The 15,487-nt window shown below is 73.1% G+C and carries 11 protein-coding genes and 1 pseudogene; 6 read left to right on the plus strand and 6 right to left on the minus strand.

Annotated features, from left to right (window positions below; translation table 11 throughout):
- Positions 1–41 precede the first annotated feature (41 nt).
- Complete coding sequence (locus FHS37_RS01255) at positions 42–584, minus strand: response regulator (protein ID WP_184817103.1); 543 nt, start codon at positions 582–584, stop codon at positions 42–44.
- 113 nt (positions 585–697) lie between these two features.
- Positions 698–1,075, minus strand: coding sequence for a chorismate mutase (locus FHS37_RS01260; protein ID WP_184817104.1), 378 nt, complete (start codon positions 1,073–1,075; stop codon positions 698–700).
- An 86-nt stretch (positions 1,076–1,161) separates the two neighbouring features.
- Here FHS37_RS01260 and FHS37_RS01265 point away from each other — a divergent pair, with 86 nt between their 5' ends.
- Both FHS37_RS01265 and FHS37_RS01270 read left to right on the plus strand, forming a co-directional pair.
- Positions 1,162–2,070 (plus strand): hypothetical protein, encoded by a 909-nt coding sequence (locus FHS37_RS01265; RefSeq protein WP_184817105.1) that lies wholly within the window; start codon positions 1,162–1,164, stop codon positions 2,068–2,070.
- 97 nt (positions 2,071–2,167) lie between these two features.
- A complete protein-coding gene (locus tag FHS37_RS01270) occupies positions 2,168–2,809 on the plus strand; it encodes an SIMPL domain-containing protein (protein ID WP_184817106.1) in 642 nt (213 codons plus the stop codon).
- Between the two features lie 29 nt (positions 2,810–2,838).
- On the opposite strand, the gene FHS37_RS01275 is transcribed toward FHS37_RS01270, so the two are convergent.
- Entirely contained in the window at positions 2,839–3,561 is a 723-nt protein-coding gene (locus FHS37_RS01275; protein WP_184817107.1) for a vWA domain-containing protein, read from the minus strand.
- A 165-nt stretch (positions 3,562–3,726) separates the two neighbouring features.
- Between FHS37_RS01275 and FHS37_RS01280 the strand changes: the two genes are divergently transcribed.
- Positions 3,727–4,656 carry a rhomboid family intramembrane serine protease gene (locus FHS37_RS01280; RefSeq protein WP_184817108.1) on the plus strand — a complete coding sequence of 310 codons (930 nt, stop codon included), beginning with the start codon at positions 3,727–3,729 and terminating at the stop codon, positions 4,654–4,656.
- Positions 4,653–5,561: pseudogene (locus tag FHS37_RS01285) on the plus strand (chitosanase). Before FHS37_RS01280 ends, FHS37_RS01285 begins: the two are co-directional and overlap by 4 nt.
- Before the next feature lie 112 nt (positions 5,562–5,673).
- On the opposite strand, the gene FHS37_RS01290 reads toward FHS37_RS01285, so the two are convergent.
- From FHS37_RS01290 to FHS37_RS01300, 3 genes are all read right to left on the minus strand, one after another.
- Positions 5,674–7,137, minus strand: coding sequence for a glutamate synthase subunit beta (locus FHS37_RS01290; RefSeq protein ID WP_184817109.1), 1,464 nt, complete (start codon positions 7,135–7,137; stop codon positions 5,674–5,676).
- Entirely contained in the window at positions 7,130–11,728 is a 4,599-nt protein-coding gene (gene gltB, locus FHS37_RS01295) for a glutamate synthase large subunit (RefSeq protein ID WP_184817110.1), read from the minus strand. The genes FHS37_RS01290 and gltB overlap by 8 nt, the downstream gene beginning before the upstream one ends.
- Before the next feature lie 374 nt (positions 11,729–12,102).
- A complete protein-coding gene (locus tag FHS37_RS01300) occupies positions 12,103–12,834 on the minus strand; it encodes a VIT1/CCC1 transporter family protein (RefSeq protein ID WP_184817111.1) in 732 nt (243 codons plus the stop codon).
- Positions 12,835–13,115: 281 nt separating this feature from the next.
- Between FHS37_RS01300 and FHS37_RS01305 the strand changes: the two genes are divergently transcribed.
- Together FHS37_RS01305 and FHS37_RS01310 are read left to right on the plus strand one after the other, a co-directional pair.
- Positions 13,116–14,189 carry an ADP-ribosylglycohydrolase family protein gene (locus tag FHS37_RS01305; protein ID WP_184817112.1) on the plus strand — a complete coding sequence of 358 codons (1,074 nt, stop codon included), beginning with the start codon at positions 13,116–13,118 and terminating at the stop codon, positions 14,187–14,189.
- Entirely contained in the window at positions 14,186–15,484 is a 1,299-nt protein-coding gene (locus FHS37_RS01310; RefSeq protein ID WP_184817113.1) for an ADP-ribosylglycohydrolase family protein, read from the plus strand. The genes FHS37_RS01305 and FHS37_RS01310 overlap by 4 nt, the downstream gene beginning before the upstream one ends.
- The last annotated feature ends 3 nt before the right edge of the window (positions 15,485–15,487 follow it).

A 15,487-nucleotide genomic window follows, 5' to 3' on the forward strand; every position in this document is an offset into this window, starting at 1 on the left:
ATGCCGCCGGTGAGGCACAGGGGCGGATATCCGTACGCGGCCTATGTCCGGTCTCGTTCGAGCTCCCCGGTGTGCGCCCCCGCGGGCTGTCCGGGCGGTACGCGTGTGTGGGGGTGGGGCAGGGCGGGGGGCCCGGGGTGCGCGGTGTGCTCCTCGAGCCGGGCGCGCAGGGCGCGGATCTCGCGTTCGAGGGCGAGGCGGCGCTGGTGGGCGTCGTAGAGGTGGCGGATCTTGGTGCGCAGGGCCCAGGGGTCGACGGGTTTGGTGACGAGGTCGGCGACGCCGAGGGCGTAGGCGGCGGCACCGAGTTGCCGGTCGCGGGCGAAGCCGGTGAGCAGGACGACGGGGATGTGCCGGGTCCGTTCCAGGCGGCGCATGGAGCGCACGACCTCCAGGCCGCCGGTGCCGGGCATGTGGACGTCGAGGAGCAGCAGGCCGACGTGCCCGCGCAGCAGCTGTTTGAGGGCTTCGTCGCCGCTGGTGGCCCGGCCCAGCAGGTGGCCCAGCGGGGCCAGGGCGTTCTCCAGCGCGTACAGGGTGCCCTCGTGGTCGTCGACGATGAGGATGCGGGCATCCGATGGCATGGCGCACGTCCCTCCTCGCAAGGGACCGGAGGCGAACTGTCCGGGTGCGGCGGGCGGTGCCCGCCGGCTGACAAGGAGCGCACAGCGCAGCATGCCCCGTGCGGGCCGTCGTGTCACTCCCCGGGGGAGGCCGTCGTGGGAGGGTTCGCCGAGGGCGTGGCGCCGTTCACGGCCGCGTCGGCGATGCGCTCGTGGTGGCGGATCACCTCGGCGATGATGAAGTTCAGGAACTTCTCCGCGAAGGCCGGATCGAGCTTGGCGTTCTCGGCGAGGGCGCGCAGCCGGGCGATCTGGCGGGTCTCGCGGGCCGGGTCGGCGGGCGGCAGCCGGTGCTCGGCCTTGAGACGGCCGACCTGCTGGGTGCACTTGAAGCGTTCGGCGAGCATGTGGACGACGGCCGCGTCGATGTTGTCGATGCTGTCGCGCAGCCGGGCGAGTTCCTCGCGGACGGCGGGGTCGACGTCTCCGGTACCGGTGTTGCTGGTGGTCATGGGGGGTCAGCCTACGGGGAGAAGGGGGCGGTGGCCGTGGCGTGCCCGTACAGTGGAATCGGGTTCACGGCGTCCGGGGGTGAGGCGTGGCGAACGACGGGCCGGTCGAGCACGGCTACCCACACCTGGAGACGGTGCGGGCGGCCGTCACCGCGTTGTACAGGCGTCTGTCGTACGACACGATCCGTACGTTCTCGACCAGCGTGGCGCCGGCCGACGTGGCGTTCTGCGACACGGACGACCTTCATCTGGGGGCGCAGCGGGTGGCCCGCGAGCTGGTGCGGCACTACCGGCTGCCGGACGCGCGGCTGATCGTCGGATTCCGGGAGATGCAGCACGCGGCGAACGTCGAACTGGAGGCCGGCCCGGAGTACTTCGTCGAGCTGAACGACCGGTTCCGTACGCACCGGCGGGACATCGGGGCGGCCCTGGCGCACGAGGTGACGCACGTGTACCTGCACCGCCTGGGGCTGTCGTTCCCCGGTACGCGCGACAACGAGATCCTGACGGACACGACGGCGACGTACCTGGGGGCGGGGTGGCTGCTGCTGGACGCGTTCCGCCAGGACGGGGTGTCGTCGCAGAAGCTGGGGTACCTCACGCCGGAGGAGTTCGGGTACGTGCTGGCGAAGCGGTCGCTGGTGTTCGGGGAGGACCCGTCGGTGTGGTTCACCAGCGCGCAGGCGTACACGGCGTACACCGAGGGGATGGCGCTGGCCCGCCGCGACGAGCGGCAGCCGCCGCTGACGGCGGCCGGCTGGGCGGGCCGCCGGCGGTACGCGCGGGACCGCCGCCACGCCCAGGACCACCGCCCCGCCGCCGTCCCGGCGTCCGCCCGGCCGGACGTCCCGTACAGCTTCGCACCGGACGGCCGCGGCCCGCTGCGGGTGTCGTTCCCGTGTCCGACCTGCCACCAGCGGATCCGGGTGCCGGTGCGGGGGCGGGTGCGGGCGCGGTGCGGGTTGTGCCGGACGGTGCTGGAGTGCGACACGTGAGAGGGCGCCCGGAGCGGGCGGGGGCGTGGCGCGGAGGTGACGGATCGGCCTCCGTGTTCACCGGCGCGCCGCGGTCCGGTGGTGCTTCAATGCCCGCATGACGGAGACGATCAAGGAACCCTGGGGAATCGGCGTTTTCGGTGCGGGCAGCGTGCGGGTCGAGCCGCAGTTGGTCCGGGTCAGGCTCGGGGTGGAGGTGCTGGAGCCCGAGCCGGGCCGGGCGTTCACGGAGGCGGGCGCGGCGGTGGCGCGGCTGCGGGAGGTGCTGCGGCGGCACGGGATACCGGACGCGTCGGTGTCCGGCTCGCGGCTCAAGCTGAGCTCGGAGTACGACGGGTACGGCGGCGAGCGGACGTTCCGCGGTTACCGCTGCAGGGCCGCTTACGTCGTCGAGAGCGGGGCGCTGGACGGCCTCCAGCGGTTGATCGTGGAGGCGGTCGAGGCGGGGGCGCACGCCATCGACGGCGTCGAGTTCGACGTGCACGACAAGCCGGCGCTGCGGGACGAGGCGCGCCGCCGGGCCGTGGCCGCGGCCCGGCGCAAGGCGGAGGTGTACGCGGAGGCGGCGGGCGTGCGGCTCGGCACGGTCCTGCACATCCAGGACGTGGACTCCGAGTCGTACGAGTTCCGGCAGTACCGCGGTCACGGCGGCGGGGGCGGCGCCTCGTCCGGGGACCTCGTGCCGGGGATGGTGGAGGTGTCGGCGGGCGTGGTGCTGGGCTTCTCGCTGAAGCAGTAGGTTCCGGGGCGCCGGCTCCCCCGGAACGCTCAGGGCCGCACGATCCCCCGGGCCCGTGCCGCCGCCAGCCACCGGGGGAACTCGCCCACCAGCCGGTCGTACAGTTCGGTGTCCGGTACCTTCCGCGGGTCCGAACCCGCGTGGAAGAAGCCCGCGTTGTCCACGACCCGCTTGTCCGGCACCGCCAACTCGTCGAGTTTCCGCAGGTAGTCGAACTGGCGGCTGTTCGGGTCGCCGAAGCCGACGAACTGCCAGAACAGCGGCAGCCGGGCCGCCTTGCACAGGTACCGCTCGGCGGCGAGCCGGTTGACCGGGCCGCCGTCGGTCTGGAAGACGACCAGGGCGGGGTGGCGCGCACCGCTGTCCAGGTAGTGGTCGATGACCGCGTCCATCGCCAGGTGGTAGCTGGTCCTGCCCATGTGCCCGAGCCCGGCCACGATCCGCTCGACGCGCCCCCGGTGATCGGCGAGGGCGATGTCGGTGACGGCGTCCACGTCGGTGGAGAAGAAGACCACGGGCACGGTGCCGTCGTCGTCGAGGTGCGCGGACAGGCCCAGCACCCGGTCGGCGAGCGCCTGCACGCTGCCGTCCTCGTAGTACGGCTTCATCGAGCCGGAGTAGTCGACGACCAGGTAGACCGCGGCGCGCAGCCCGTCCAGTCCGTGCCCGGCCAGGGACGCCCCGGCGGTCTTGTAGAGGCCGGCCAGCGCGGGCGCGGTCTCCTCGATCTTGCTCAGGCTGATCGCGGCCATGTGCACTCCCCCTCGCCGTCACCGGCTGCTCGGTCGCCGGGACCGGCCTCGAGGGTACGGCACGCTCACCCCTGCCCTCCCTCCGTCCACAGGCGTTCGTTATTTTGTTCGTCGCCGTCCCCACCGGCTCGCTCACGTCCCCGTCCCCCCGCAAGGAGCCGGTCCGTGGATTCCGAGTCCACCGTCACCACCTGCTACCGCCACCCCGAGGTGGAGTGCCACGTCCGCTGCACGCGCTGCGACCGGTACATCTGCCCGGACTGCATGCGCGAGGCGGCCGTGGGCCACCAGTGCCCCGAGTGCGTGAGGGAGGGCGCGCGGTCGGTGCGGCAGGCGCGCACCGTGGTGGGCGGCCGGGTCTCGACGGTGCCCGTGGTGACGTACGCGCTGATCGCGGTCAACGTGCTGGTGTACCTGGCGGAGTCGGTGCGGCCGGAGATCGTGGACCGGTTCGCGATGCTGGGCGCGGGACTGGTCGGACCGGACGGTGTGTCCTACCTGTGGGTCGACGGCTCGCACTCCGGGGACTACCGTCCGGAAGGGCTGGTGGACGGCGAGTGGTACCGGATGCTGACCGGTGCCTTCCTGCACCTGCCGCCCGCCGAGGGGACGTTCGGCGTCCTCCACATCGTGATGAACATGGTGGCGCTGTGGAACCTGGGCCGGCTCGTCGAGCCGATGCTGGGCCGCGTGCACTACCTGGCCCTGTACCTGCTGTCGGCGCTGGGCGGTTCGGTGCTGGTGCTGCTGCTCGCGCCCGGGGACGCGGTGGTCGGGGCGTCCGGGGCGGTCTTCGGGGTGGGGGCCGCGTACTACGTCATGGCGCGGCGGATCGGCGCCGACATGAACACCGTCAACCGGTTCATGGCCGGTCTGCTGCTGTGGCTGGTGGTCTCCGCGGTGGCCACCTCCTGGGAGGGGCACCTCGGCGGGCTGCTGGCGGGCGGTGCGGTGGCGCTGGTCTTCGCGTACGTGCCGCGGGGGCCGCGCAGGGGCCTGGTCCAGGCGGCGGCGTGCGCGGGGCTGGTGGTGCTGGTGGTGGTGCTGGCGGCGGTCAAGGTGTCCGAGCTGACGGGTGGGGGCATCCTCCGGTGAAACGTTCCGGTGCATTGCTCCTCGCGGCCCTTCCCGTGATCGCCACGGGGCTGTACTTCGTCATGCCGACGGACTCGGCCGACGCACCGGCCGCTCCGCCCGCGGCCGACGCCACCGCCCGGTCGGCCCGCGAGGACGCCGGGGACCGGGCCGAGCGGGAGCGGGCGGAGGACGACGCGCTCGTCGCCGGCCTGCCGCCGGGGCTCGCCGCGCCGGAGAAGAAGGAGCTGGCGCAGCGGCTGGTGGCCAGCGCCGAGAACTCCACCCTGGACTGGCGCAGCCTGTACGGCGGCATCGAGGACCTCGGCGACGGCCAGGGCTACACGGCCGGCACCGTCGGCTTCCGCACCGGCACCCACGATCTGCTGACGCTGGTCGAGCGCTACAGCGAGGAGCACCCCGGCAACGGCCTGGAGCGCTATCCGCCCGCCCTGCGGGAGGTCGACGGCACGGACTCGCACGAGGGCCTGGACCCCGGCTTCACGGCGGCCTGACGGGCGGAGGCGGGACTGCCCGCGTTCCGCGAGGCGCAGGAGGAGGAGCGCGACCGCGTCTACTTCGAGCCGTCCGTCCGCCTCGCCAAGCTCGACGGCCTGAACACGCTCGGCCAGTTCGTCTCCTGCGACGCGATGGTCCTCCACGGGCCCGGCACCGGCCCGGAGGGCTTCCACGGCCTGCGGGAGCGCGCGATGAGGAAGGCGCGGAGGCCGGCCCGGGGCGGTTCGCAGGAGGCGTACCCGGACGCCTTCCTCGACGTCCGCCGCGCGGCGATGCTCGCCAGGCGGCCGGACGGCGACACCTCCCGCGTCGACACCGCCCAGCGGCGGTTCCTCCGGGCCGGGAACCTGAAGCTGGAGACGCCGCTGGTCCGGGAGATGTACGGGGAGACGTTCCGGGTGCCGTAGCCGCGGGCGCTCCCGCACGAAGTGACGGCGCCTGCCCGATCGTCCGGTCGGGGACAGGGGCAGGCGCCGTCTGTGTTCCGTACGCCGTTGTACGGGACGTCTCTCGGGCCGGTCAGACCGCCAGCGCGCGGTCCGTCGGCCGGATCGGGGCCGGCAGGTCGCTCGCCCCGGTGAGGAAGCGGTCGCAGCCGCGGGCGGCCGAGCGGCCCTCGGCGATCGCCCACACGATGAGCGACTGGCCGCGGCCGGCGTCACCGGCGACGAACACGCCGGGCACGTTGGTCTGGAAGTCGGCGTCGCGGGCGATGTTACCGCGCTCGTCGAGCTCCAGGCCGAACTGCTCGACCAGGCCGTTCTCGCGGTCGGTGCCGGTGAAGCCCATGGCGAGGGTGACCAGCTGGGCGGGGATCTTCCGTTCGGTGCCGGGCTTCTGGGTCAGCCTGCCGTCCACGAACTCGACCTCGACCAGGTGCAGCCACTGGACGTTGCCGTCCTCGTCGCCCTCGAAGTGGGTGGTGGAGACGGAGTAGACCCGCTCACCGCCCTCCTCGTGGGCGCTGGTGACCTTGTAGAGCATCGGGAAGGTCGGCCACGGCTGGGAGAGGGGGTTCCGCTCCTCGTTCGGGCGGGGCATGATCTCCAGCTGGGTGACGGAGGCGGCGCCCTGGCGGTGGGCGGTGCCCACGCAGTCGGCGCCGGTGTCACCGCCGCCGATCACGACGACGTGCTTGCCCTCGGCGGAGATCGGCGGGGCGACGTAGTCGCCCTCCTGCACCTTGTTGGCCAGCGGCAGGTACTCCATGGCCTGGTGGATGCCCTTGAGGTCGCGGCCCGGCACCGGCAGGTCGCGGGCGGTCGTGGCGCCGACGGCGAGGACCACGGCGTCGTACCGCTTGCGCAGCGCGGTCGCCGGCATGTCGCGGCCGATCTCGACGCCCGTGCGGAACTTGGTGCCCTCCGCGCGCATCTGCTCGATGCGGCGGTTGATGTGCCGCTTCTCCATCTTGAACTCGGGGATGCCGTAGCGGAGGAGGCCGCCGATGCGGTCCGCCCGCTCGTACACCGCGACCGTGTGGCCGGCCCGGGTCAGCTGCTGGGCGGCGGCCAGACCCGCCGGGCCGGAGCCGACCACGGCGACGGTCTTGCCGGACAGGCGCTCGGGGACCCGGGGGGCGACGTCCCCGGTCTCCCACGCCTTGTCGATGATCGAGACCTCGACGTTCTTGATGGTGACCGGCGGCTGGTTGATGCCGAGCACGCACGCCGACTCGCACGGGGCGGGGCACAGGCGGCCCGTGAACTCCGGGAAGTTGTTCGTCGCGTGCAGGCGCTCGCTCGCCGCCGCCCAGTCCTCGCGGTAGGCGTAGTCGTTCCACTCGGGGATGAGGTTCCCCAGCGGGCAGCCGTTGTGGCAGAACGGGATGCCGCAGTCCATGCACCGGCTGGCCTGCTTGCTGATGATCGGCAGCAGGGAGCCGGGGACGTAGACCTCGTTCCAGTCCTTGACCCGCTCCTCGACCGGACGGGACTCGGCGACCTCGCGGCCGTGGTTCAGAAAGCCCTTCGGGTCAGCCATTGATCGCCGCCTCCATCATCTTCTCGGTGATCTCGGTCTCGGACAGACCGGCTCGCTCGGCGGCGTCCTTGGCGGCGAGCACTGCCTTGTACGTGCTGGGGATGATCTTGCTGAAGCGCTCGACGGCCGTGTCCCACTCGGCGAGCAGCTTCTCGGCGACGGTGGAGCCCGTCTCCTCCCGGTGGCGGCGGACCACGTCGTGCAGCCACCGCTTGTCGGCGTCGTCCAGCGCCTCGATCGCGCCGAGGTTGCCGGCGTTGACGTTGTCGCGGTCCAGGTCGACGACGTACGCGACGCCGCCGGACATACCGGCCGCGAAGTTGCGGCCGGTCTCGCCGAGGACGACCGCGTGACCGCCGGTCATGTACTCGCAGCCGTGGTCGCCCACGCCCTCGGAGACGACCAGCGCGCCGGAGTTGCGGACGCAGAACCGCTCGCCGACCTTGCCGCGCAGGAACATCTCGCCGCCGGTGGCGCCGTAGGCGAGGGTGTTGCCCGCGATGACGCTGTACTCGGCGAGGTGGTCGGCGCTCCGGTCCGGGCGGACGACGATCCGGCCGCCGGACAGGCCCTTGCCGACGTAGTCGTTGGCGTCGCCCTCCAGGCGCAGCGTGACGCCGCGCGGGACGAAGGCGCCGAAGGACTGGCCGGCGGAGCCGGTGAACGTGATGTCGATGGTGTCGTCGGGCAGGCCCGCGCCGCCGAACTTCTTGGTCACCTCGTGGCCGAGCATGGTGCCGACCGTGCGGTTGATGTTGCGGATGGCGACCCGGGCGCGCACCGGCTGGGCGTCCTCGGCCCCGGTGGCGGCGAGCGCGTCGGCGGCGAGCTTGATCAGCTCGTTGTCGAGCGCCTTCTCCAGCCCGTGGTCCTGGGCGACGGCCTGGTGGCGGACGGCGCCCTCGGGCAGCTCGGGGACGTGGAACAGCGGCTCCAGCTCCAGGCCCTGCGCCTTCCAGTGGTTCACCGCGCGGGTCACGTCGAGCACCTCGGCGTGGCCGACGGCCTCCTCGACGGAACGGAAGCCCAGCTCGGCGAGGAGCTCGCGGACCTCCTCGGCGATGAACCGGAAGAAGTTCACGACGTACTCGGCCTTGCCGGAGAACCGGTCCCGCAGGACGGGGTTCTGGGTGGCGATGCCGACCGGGCAGGTGTCCAGGTGGCAGACGCGCATCATGACGCAGCCGGAGACGACCAGCGGCGCGGTGGCGAAGCCGAACTCCTCGGCGCCGAGCAGCGCGGCGACGACCACGTCCCGGCCGGTCTTGAGCTGGCCGTCGGTCTGCACCACGATCCGGTCGCGCAGGCCGTTGAGCAGCAGGGTCTGCTGGGTCTCGGCGAGACCGAGCTCCCAGGGACCGCCGGCGTGCTTCAGGGAGGTCAGCGGGGAGGCACCGGTGCCGCCGTCGTGACCGGAGATGAGCACGACGTCCGCGTGCGCCTTGGAGACACCCGCGGCGACGGTGCCGACGCCGACCTCGGAGACCAGCTTGACGTGGATCCGCGCCTGGGGGTTGGCGTTCTTCAGGTCGTGGATCAGCTGGGCGAGGTCCTCGATGGAGTAGATGTCGTGGTGCGGCGGCGGGGAGATGAGCCCCACGCCCGGCGTCGAGTGCCGGGTCTTGGCCACCCACGGGTAGACCTTGTGGCCGGGCAGCTGGCCGCCCTCGCCGGGCTTGGCGCCCTGGGCCATCTTGATCTGGATGTCGTCGGAGTTGACCAGGTACTCGGAGGTCACGCCGAAGCGGCCGGAGGCGACCTGCTTGATGGACGACCGGCGGGCCGGGTCGTACAGGCGCTCCGGGTCCTCGCCGCCCTCGCCGGTGTTGGACTTGCCGCCCAGCTGGTTCATGGCGATGGCGAGGGTCTCGTGCGCCTCCTGGGAGATGGAGCCGTACGACATGGCGCCGGTGGAGAACCGCTTGACGATCTCGGAGACCGGCTCGACCTCCTCGAGGGGGATCGGCTCGCGGTCGCTCTTGAAGCCGAAGAGCCCGCGGAGCGTCATGAGCCGCTCGGACTGCTCGTTCACGCGTTCGGTGTACTTCTTGAAGATGTCGTAGCGGCCGGAGCGCGTGGAGTGCTGGAGGCGGAAGACCGTCTCCGGGTCGAACAGGTGCGGCTCGCCCTCGCGGCGCCACTGGTACTCGCCGCCGATCTCCAGGGTGCGGTGCGCGGGCGCGATGCCCGAGGCGGGGTACGCCTTGGCGTGGCGGGCGGCGACCTCCTTGGCGATGACGTCGATGCCGACGCCGCCGATCTTGGTGGCGGTGCCGTTGAAGTACTTCTCGACGAAGCCCTCCTCGAGGCCGACGGCCTCGAAGACCTGCGCGCCGCGGTAGGAGGCGACCGTGGAGATGCCCATCTTGGACATGACCTTCAGGACGCCCTTGCCGAGGGCGTGGATGAGGTTGCGGATGGCCTTCTCGGACTCGATGCCCGGCAGGAAGGTGCCCGCGCGGACGAGGTCCTCGACGGACTCCATCGCCAGGTAGGGGTTGACGGCGGCGGCGCCGTAGCCGATGAGCAGGGCGACGTGGTGGACCTCGCGGACGTCACCGGCCTCCACCAGCAGGCCCACGTGGGTGCGCTGCTTGGTGCGGATGAGGTGGTGGTGGACGGCCGCGGTGAGCAGCAGCGAGGGGATCGGCGCGTGCTCGGCGTCGGAGTGCCGGTCGGACAGGACGATCAGCCGGGCGCCGTTCTCGATCGCCGCGTCGGCCTCGGCGCAGATGTCCTCGATGCGGGCGGCGAGCGCGTCGCCGCCGCCGGAGACCCGGTACAGGCCGGACAGGGTCGCGGCCTTGAAGCCGGGCATGTCGCCGTCGGCGTTGATGTGGATGAGCTTGGCCAGCTCGTCGTTGTCGATCACCGGGAAGGGCAGGACGACGCTGCGGCAGGAGGCCGCGGTCGGCTCCAGCAGGTTGCCCTGCGGGCCGAGGGAGGAGCGCAGGGAGGTGACCAGCTCCTCGCGGATCGCGTCCAGCGGCGGGTTGGTGACCTGCGCGAACAGCTGGGTGAAGTAGTCGAAGAGCAGCCGCGGACGCTCGCTCAGCGCGGCGATCGGCGAGTCGGTGCCCATCGAGCCGATCGGCTCCGCGCCGGACTTGGCCATCGGCGCGAGGATGACGCGCAGCTCCTCCTCGGTGTAGCCGAAGGTCTGCTGGCGGCGGGTGACCGAGGCGTGGGTGTGCACGATGTGCTCGCGCTCGGGCAGGTCGGACAGCTCGATCTCGCCGGCCTCGAGCCACTCCGCGTACGGGTGCTCGGCGGCGAGCTGGGCCTTGATCTCGTCGTCCTCGATGATGCGGTGCTCGGCGGTGTCCACGAGGAACATGCGGCCGGGCTGCAGCCGGCCCTTGCGGACGACCCTGGAGGGGTCGATGTCGAGGACGCCGACCTCGGAGCCGAGGACGACCAGGCCGTCGTCGGTGACCCAGTAGCGGCCGGGGCGCAGGCCGTTGCGGTCGAGCACGGCGCCGACCTGGGTGCCGTCGGTGAAGGTGACGCAGGCCGGGCCGTCCCAGGGCTCCATCATCGTGGAGTGGTACTGGTAGAAGGCTCGCCGGGCCGGGTCCATGGAGTCGTGGTTCTCCCACGCCTCCGGGATCATCATCAGCACCGAGTGCGGCAGCGAGCGGCCGCCCAGGTGCAGCAGCTCCAGGACCTCGTCGAAGGAGGCGGAGTCGGAGGCGTCGGGGGTGCAGACCGGGAAGATCCGCTCCAGCGCCTTGTCGTCGGAGCCGAACAGGTCCGAGACCAGCTGCGACTCCCGGGCGCGCATCCAGTTGCGGTTGCCCTTGACGGTGTTGATCTCACCGTTGTGCGCGACGAACCGGTACGGGTGCGCCAGCGGCCACGACGGGAAGGTGTTCGTGGAGAACCGGGAGTGCACGAGCGCGATCGCGGAGGCGAAGCGGCGGTCGGACAGGTCCGGGAAGAAGGGCTCGAGCTGGCCGGTGGTCAGCATGCCCTTGTAGACGATGGTCCGCGCGGACAGCGACGGGAAGTAGACGCCGGCCTCGCGCTCGGCGCGCTTGCGCAGCACGAAGGCCCTGCGGTCGAGGTCGATGCCCCGGCTCTCGCCGGCGGCGACGAAGACCTGCCGGAAGACCGGCATCGTGGAGCGGGCGGTGGCGCCGAGCAGTTCGGGCGCGACGGGCACCTCGCGCCAGCCGAGGACGGTCAGGCCCTCGGCGGCGGCGATCCGGTCGATCCGGGCGACGGCGTCCTCGGTGGCGTCCTGCGGTAGGAAGGCGATGCCGACGGCGTAGGCGCCGGCCTCGGGCAGTTCGAATCCGGCCACGTCGCGGAAGAAGGCGTCCGGGACCTGGGAGAGGATGCCGGCGCCGTCACCGGAGTCCGGCTCGGAGCCGGTGGCGCCGCGGTGCTCGAGGTTGCGCAGAACGGTGAGGGCCTGGTCGACCAGGGTGTGGGACGCCTCGCCGGTGAGGGTGGCGACGAAACCGACACCGCAGGCGTCGTGCTCGTTGCGGGGGTCGTACATACCCTGCGCAGCAGGGCGAGCATCCATGAAGGACCAGTTCCGGCCATTCTCGGAATGCTGGGACGGCTGGCGCGGCGTACGCATCGGCTCTCCCGTCGTCGTCATGTGGCATGTGCGAGTGCCGAGGGACGACGTTGGCCCTCTGCGTGAGTGCGAAAGTTGCTGCAGATTACATGATGGAGCGGTTCTCGGGAACCGGGACATTCCGTTCCAGCATGCGGACACCGCGCGGGGCGCGGCGGGGTTCCGCGCCCGGCGGCGCGGGGAGAACACGGGGGGCCTGCCGGACAGATCGGTGCCCGTCGGCCCGATGGCGGGAGCGGGCGTCTTCGTCCGCCCCGCGGGCACGCCGCCGGCCTCATCGCCCACAGCGCTTACGGCTCATGCCCGGCTGTCACGCGGTCGAAACCAGCAAGTAATGACTACTTATGCGACCTGACGCATAAGTGCGAGCCGGGTCATCCTACGGCCGTTCCGAACAGCGTGCCCAGGGCGTACGTCACACCGGCCGCCGCGCCGCCGAGGGCGAGCTGCCGCAGCCCGCTGTACCACCAGGTCCGCGCCGTCACCTTGGCCACCACCGCGCCGCACAGGAAGAGTCCGAGCAGTGCCAGCAGCACGGCGGGCCACAGACTGCTCGCACCGAGGAGGTAGGGCAGCACGGGCAGCAGGGCGCCGAGCGCGAAGGATCCGAAGCTGGAGACGGCGGCGACGGCGGGCGAGGGCAGGTCACCGGGGTCGATGCCGAGTTCCTCGCGGGCGTGGATCTCCAGGGCCTGCTCGGGGTCCCGGGACAGCTGCCGGGCCACTTCACGGGCCAGCGCCGGCTCGACGCCGCGGGCCGCGTAGAGCGCGGCGAGCTCGGCCTCCTCGTCCTGGGGGTGCTTGCGCAGCTCACGGCGCTCGACGTCCAGCTCGGCCTCGACCAGCTCGCGCTGGGAGGCGACGGACGTGTACTCGCCGGCGGCCATGGAGAAGGCCCCGGCGGCCAGACCCGCGAGGCCGCTCAGGACGACGGTCTGCTGGCTGACGGAGCCGCCGGCGACACCGGTCATCAGGGCGAGGTTGGAGACCAGGCCGTCCATCGCGCCGAAGACGGCCGGACGCAGCCAGCCGCCGTTCACGTCCCGGTGCGTGTGGTTGTCGCGGTGCGCCTCGTGCAGCGCCGCCTCGGTCTCGATGATCGCCATGACGCGTCCCCCAGGAAGCTTGGACAGAGCTCTTCCGAGCCCGATCTGGACTGGTTCTACTTTTCGACAACACTCAATGTACGCCGCGAGATTCCCCGCCGCCAGCAAGGAAAGGCTGGGCTAACCTGCGGTTTTGCGTTTTCCGCTCGCTTGTGTAGATGGCCGCTCACATGTCGACCGGGTGACACTGGGGTCCGTGAGGCTGTGCGGGGCAGCGCACCGGGGACAGTTCCGCAAAGGGCCTCGCGCCTCTCGGGGCGCCCCTGAGAGGAGAGCCGCGTATGGCACCGACCGCCCGCATCCCCCCGGTCCCGGCGCCCGGGGACACCGTCGGGCTCCGCGAACGGGCCCGCGGCGCGCTGCTCGGCCTGGCCGTCGGCGACGCGCTCGGCGCCCCGGCCGAGAACATGAAGCCCTCCGACATCCGGGCGACCTGGGGCCGCATCACCGGATACGTGGCGGACCACCCCGCGGGCACGGACGACACCGAGTACGCGATCTTCTCCGGCCTGCTGCTGGCCCGGCACGGCCACGCGCTCACCCCGGCGCACGTCGAGGCGGCCTGGCACGAACTGATCGCCGACCGCGCCGAGGGCCCCTTCCGGGGGGCCGGCTTCAGCGAGCGCGGCACGCTGGAGAACCTGCGCCGGGGCCTGGCCGCGCCCGCCTCCGCCCAGCACCGGCACGCCTGGAGCGACGGGCTGGCGATGCGGGCGGCGCCCTGCGGGGTCTTCGCGGCCGGCCGTCCCGACGAGGCGGCCCGGCTGGCGGCCGTCGACGGCTCGGTCAGCCACGACGGCGAGGGCATCTACGGCGGACAGGCGGTCGCGGCGGGCGTCGCGGCGGCGATGGCCGGGGCGCCGGTGGTCGCGGTCGTGGCCTCCGCCCTGGCGGTGGTCCCGGACGACTCCTGGACCGCCCGCTCGCTGCGCCGCGCCGTCACCGCGGCCCACCTCGGCGAACGCGCGGTCCGCTCGGCGGTCGTGATCGGCGGCTACCCCTGGACCGACCTGGCCCCGGAGGCGGTCGCCCTCGCCTTCGGCGCGTACGCGGCGGCCGACGGCGACTTCGAGCAGGCGGTGCTGACGGCCGTCAACATGGGGCGCGACGCCGACACCACGGCGGCGGTCGCGGGTGCCCTGGCCGGCGCGACGCGGGGCGTCCGCGCGATCCCGGGGTCCTGGGCGGCCGCCATCGGCCCGGCCCGCGGCAGCTGCCTGCCGGCGATGGCGGGACACCACGTCCTGGACGTCGCGGACCTGCTGGCACCGGGCGAGCCGACGCTCCGGGGTGACGAGCCGACGCCGGACGCCTTCGTCCTGGCGGCGGACGACGAGACGGAGAGCTCCGCATGAACCCACCCGGCCCCACGGTCACCGACACGGAGAAGCCCGCGCAGGGCCCCGCGGCCGCCGACGGCGGGAGGACCCCGCAGGGGCCACCCGCACGCGACCGCGGAACCCGCACGGGTGACGCGGGCGGGAACACCCGGGCCGAAGGCGAAGCCGAGGCCGACGCCCCCGCCCCGCCGCCGGAGGCGCACCGCGTCGAGGGCCTCCTCCTCGGCCTCGCCGCCGGGGACGCCGCCGGATGGCCCGCCGCCCGCCACCGCGCCGCCCGGATGCCCGGGTGGACCCGGCGCCTCACCCGCGAGCTGGACACCTTCGCCGAGCAGAACGCGACCACCACCCTCCCCGTGCCGATCGCCCTCAACCAGCCCCCGGAGCCCCTGCGCCTCGGCCCCTCCGACGACGCCGAGTGGGCCGCGTTCGCGGCCGAGGCGGTGCTGCTGGCCGGGGACGACGACGCGCTCGGGGACCTGAGCAGGGAGCGCCGGACGCGCGCCGCCATCGACCTGGTCTGGAACGCCCTCGCCGCCGAGGTCGCCGTGGCCACCGAACGCGCCCCCGAGATCGAGTCGGCGGTCCTCCCCCTGCGCGCCCGCATCTCCGTGCGGGCCGGCCTCGGCAACCTGGCCGCCGGTCTGCGTCCGCCCGCCACCGGCCACGACAACCCGCACTACTTCGACGACGCGGCCTGCGTCCGGGCCTGCGTGCTGGCCGTGGCCCACCCGGGCGACCCCGCGGGCGCCGCCGCCCTCGCCGAGTTCGACGCCCGCTACACCCAGGACGGCGACGGGGTGCACGGCGCCCGCGCGATGGCCGCCGCCGTCTGTCTCGCACTGGCCGGAGCGGACGTGCACGCGTGCGTGGCCGCCGCGCTCGCCGAGCTCCCCGAGGAGACGGAGATCGGCCGCAACGCCCGGCACGCCCTGGGGCTCGCGGCGGACGCCGACAGCGCCTTCGCCCTCGTACCGCCGCTGGAGCACCAGATCGTCGACCACGTCTACAGCTACGGCATCGCCGCCGCCGAGACCGTCCCCGTCGCCCTCGCCCTGGCCACCGCCGCCCGCGGCCGGATCGCGGAGGCGGTCCCCGCGGCGGCCTGTCTGTCGCGGGTCGCGGACTCCGCCCCGGCGCTCGCCGGCGCCCTCACCGGCGCGCTGGGCGGCGGCGCGGCGATCCCCCGGACGTGGCGGGAGAGCTGCCGCCTCCTCCCCGGCTGCGCGCTCCCCCGGCTCACCGGCACGGACCTGGTGGAACTCGCCGGGCTCCTGGAAGCCGCACAACCGGCCCGCACGGGAGGATGATGC

The organism is Streptomyces griseomycini, assembly GCF_014203535.1.
GTDB lineage: Bacteria > Actinomycetota > Actinomycetes > Streptomycetales > Streptomycetaceae > Streptomyces > Streptomyces griseomycini.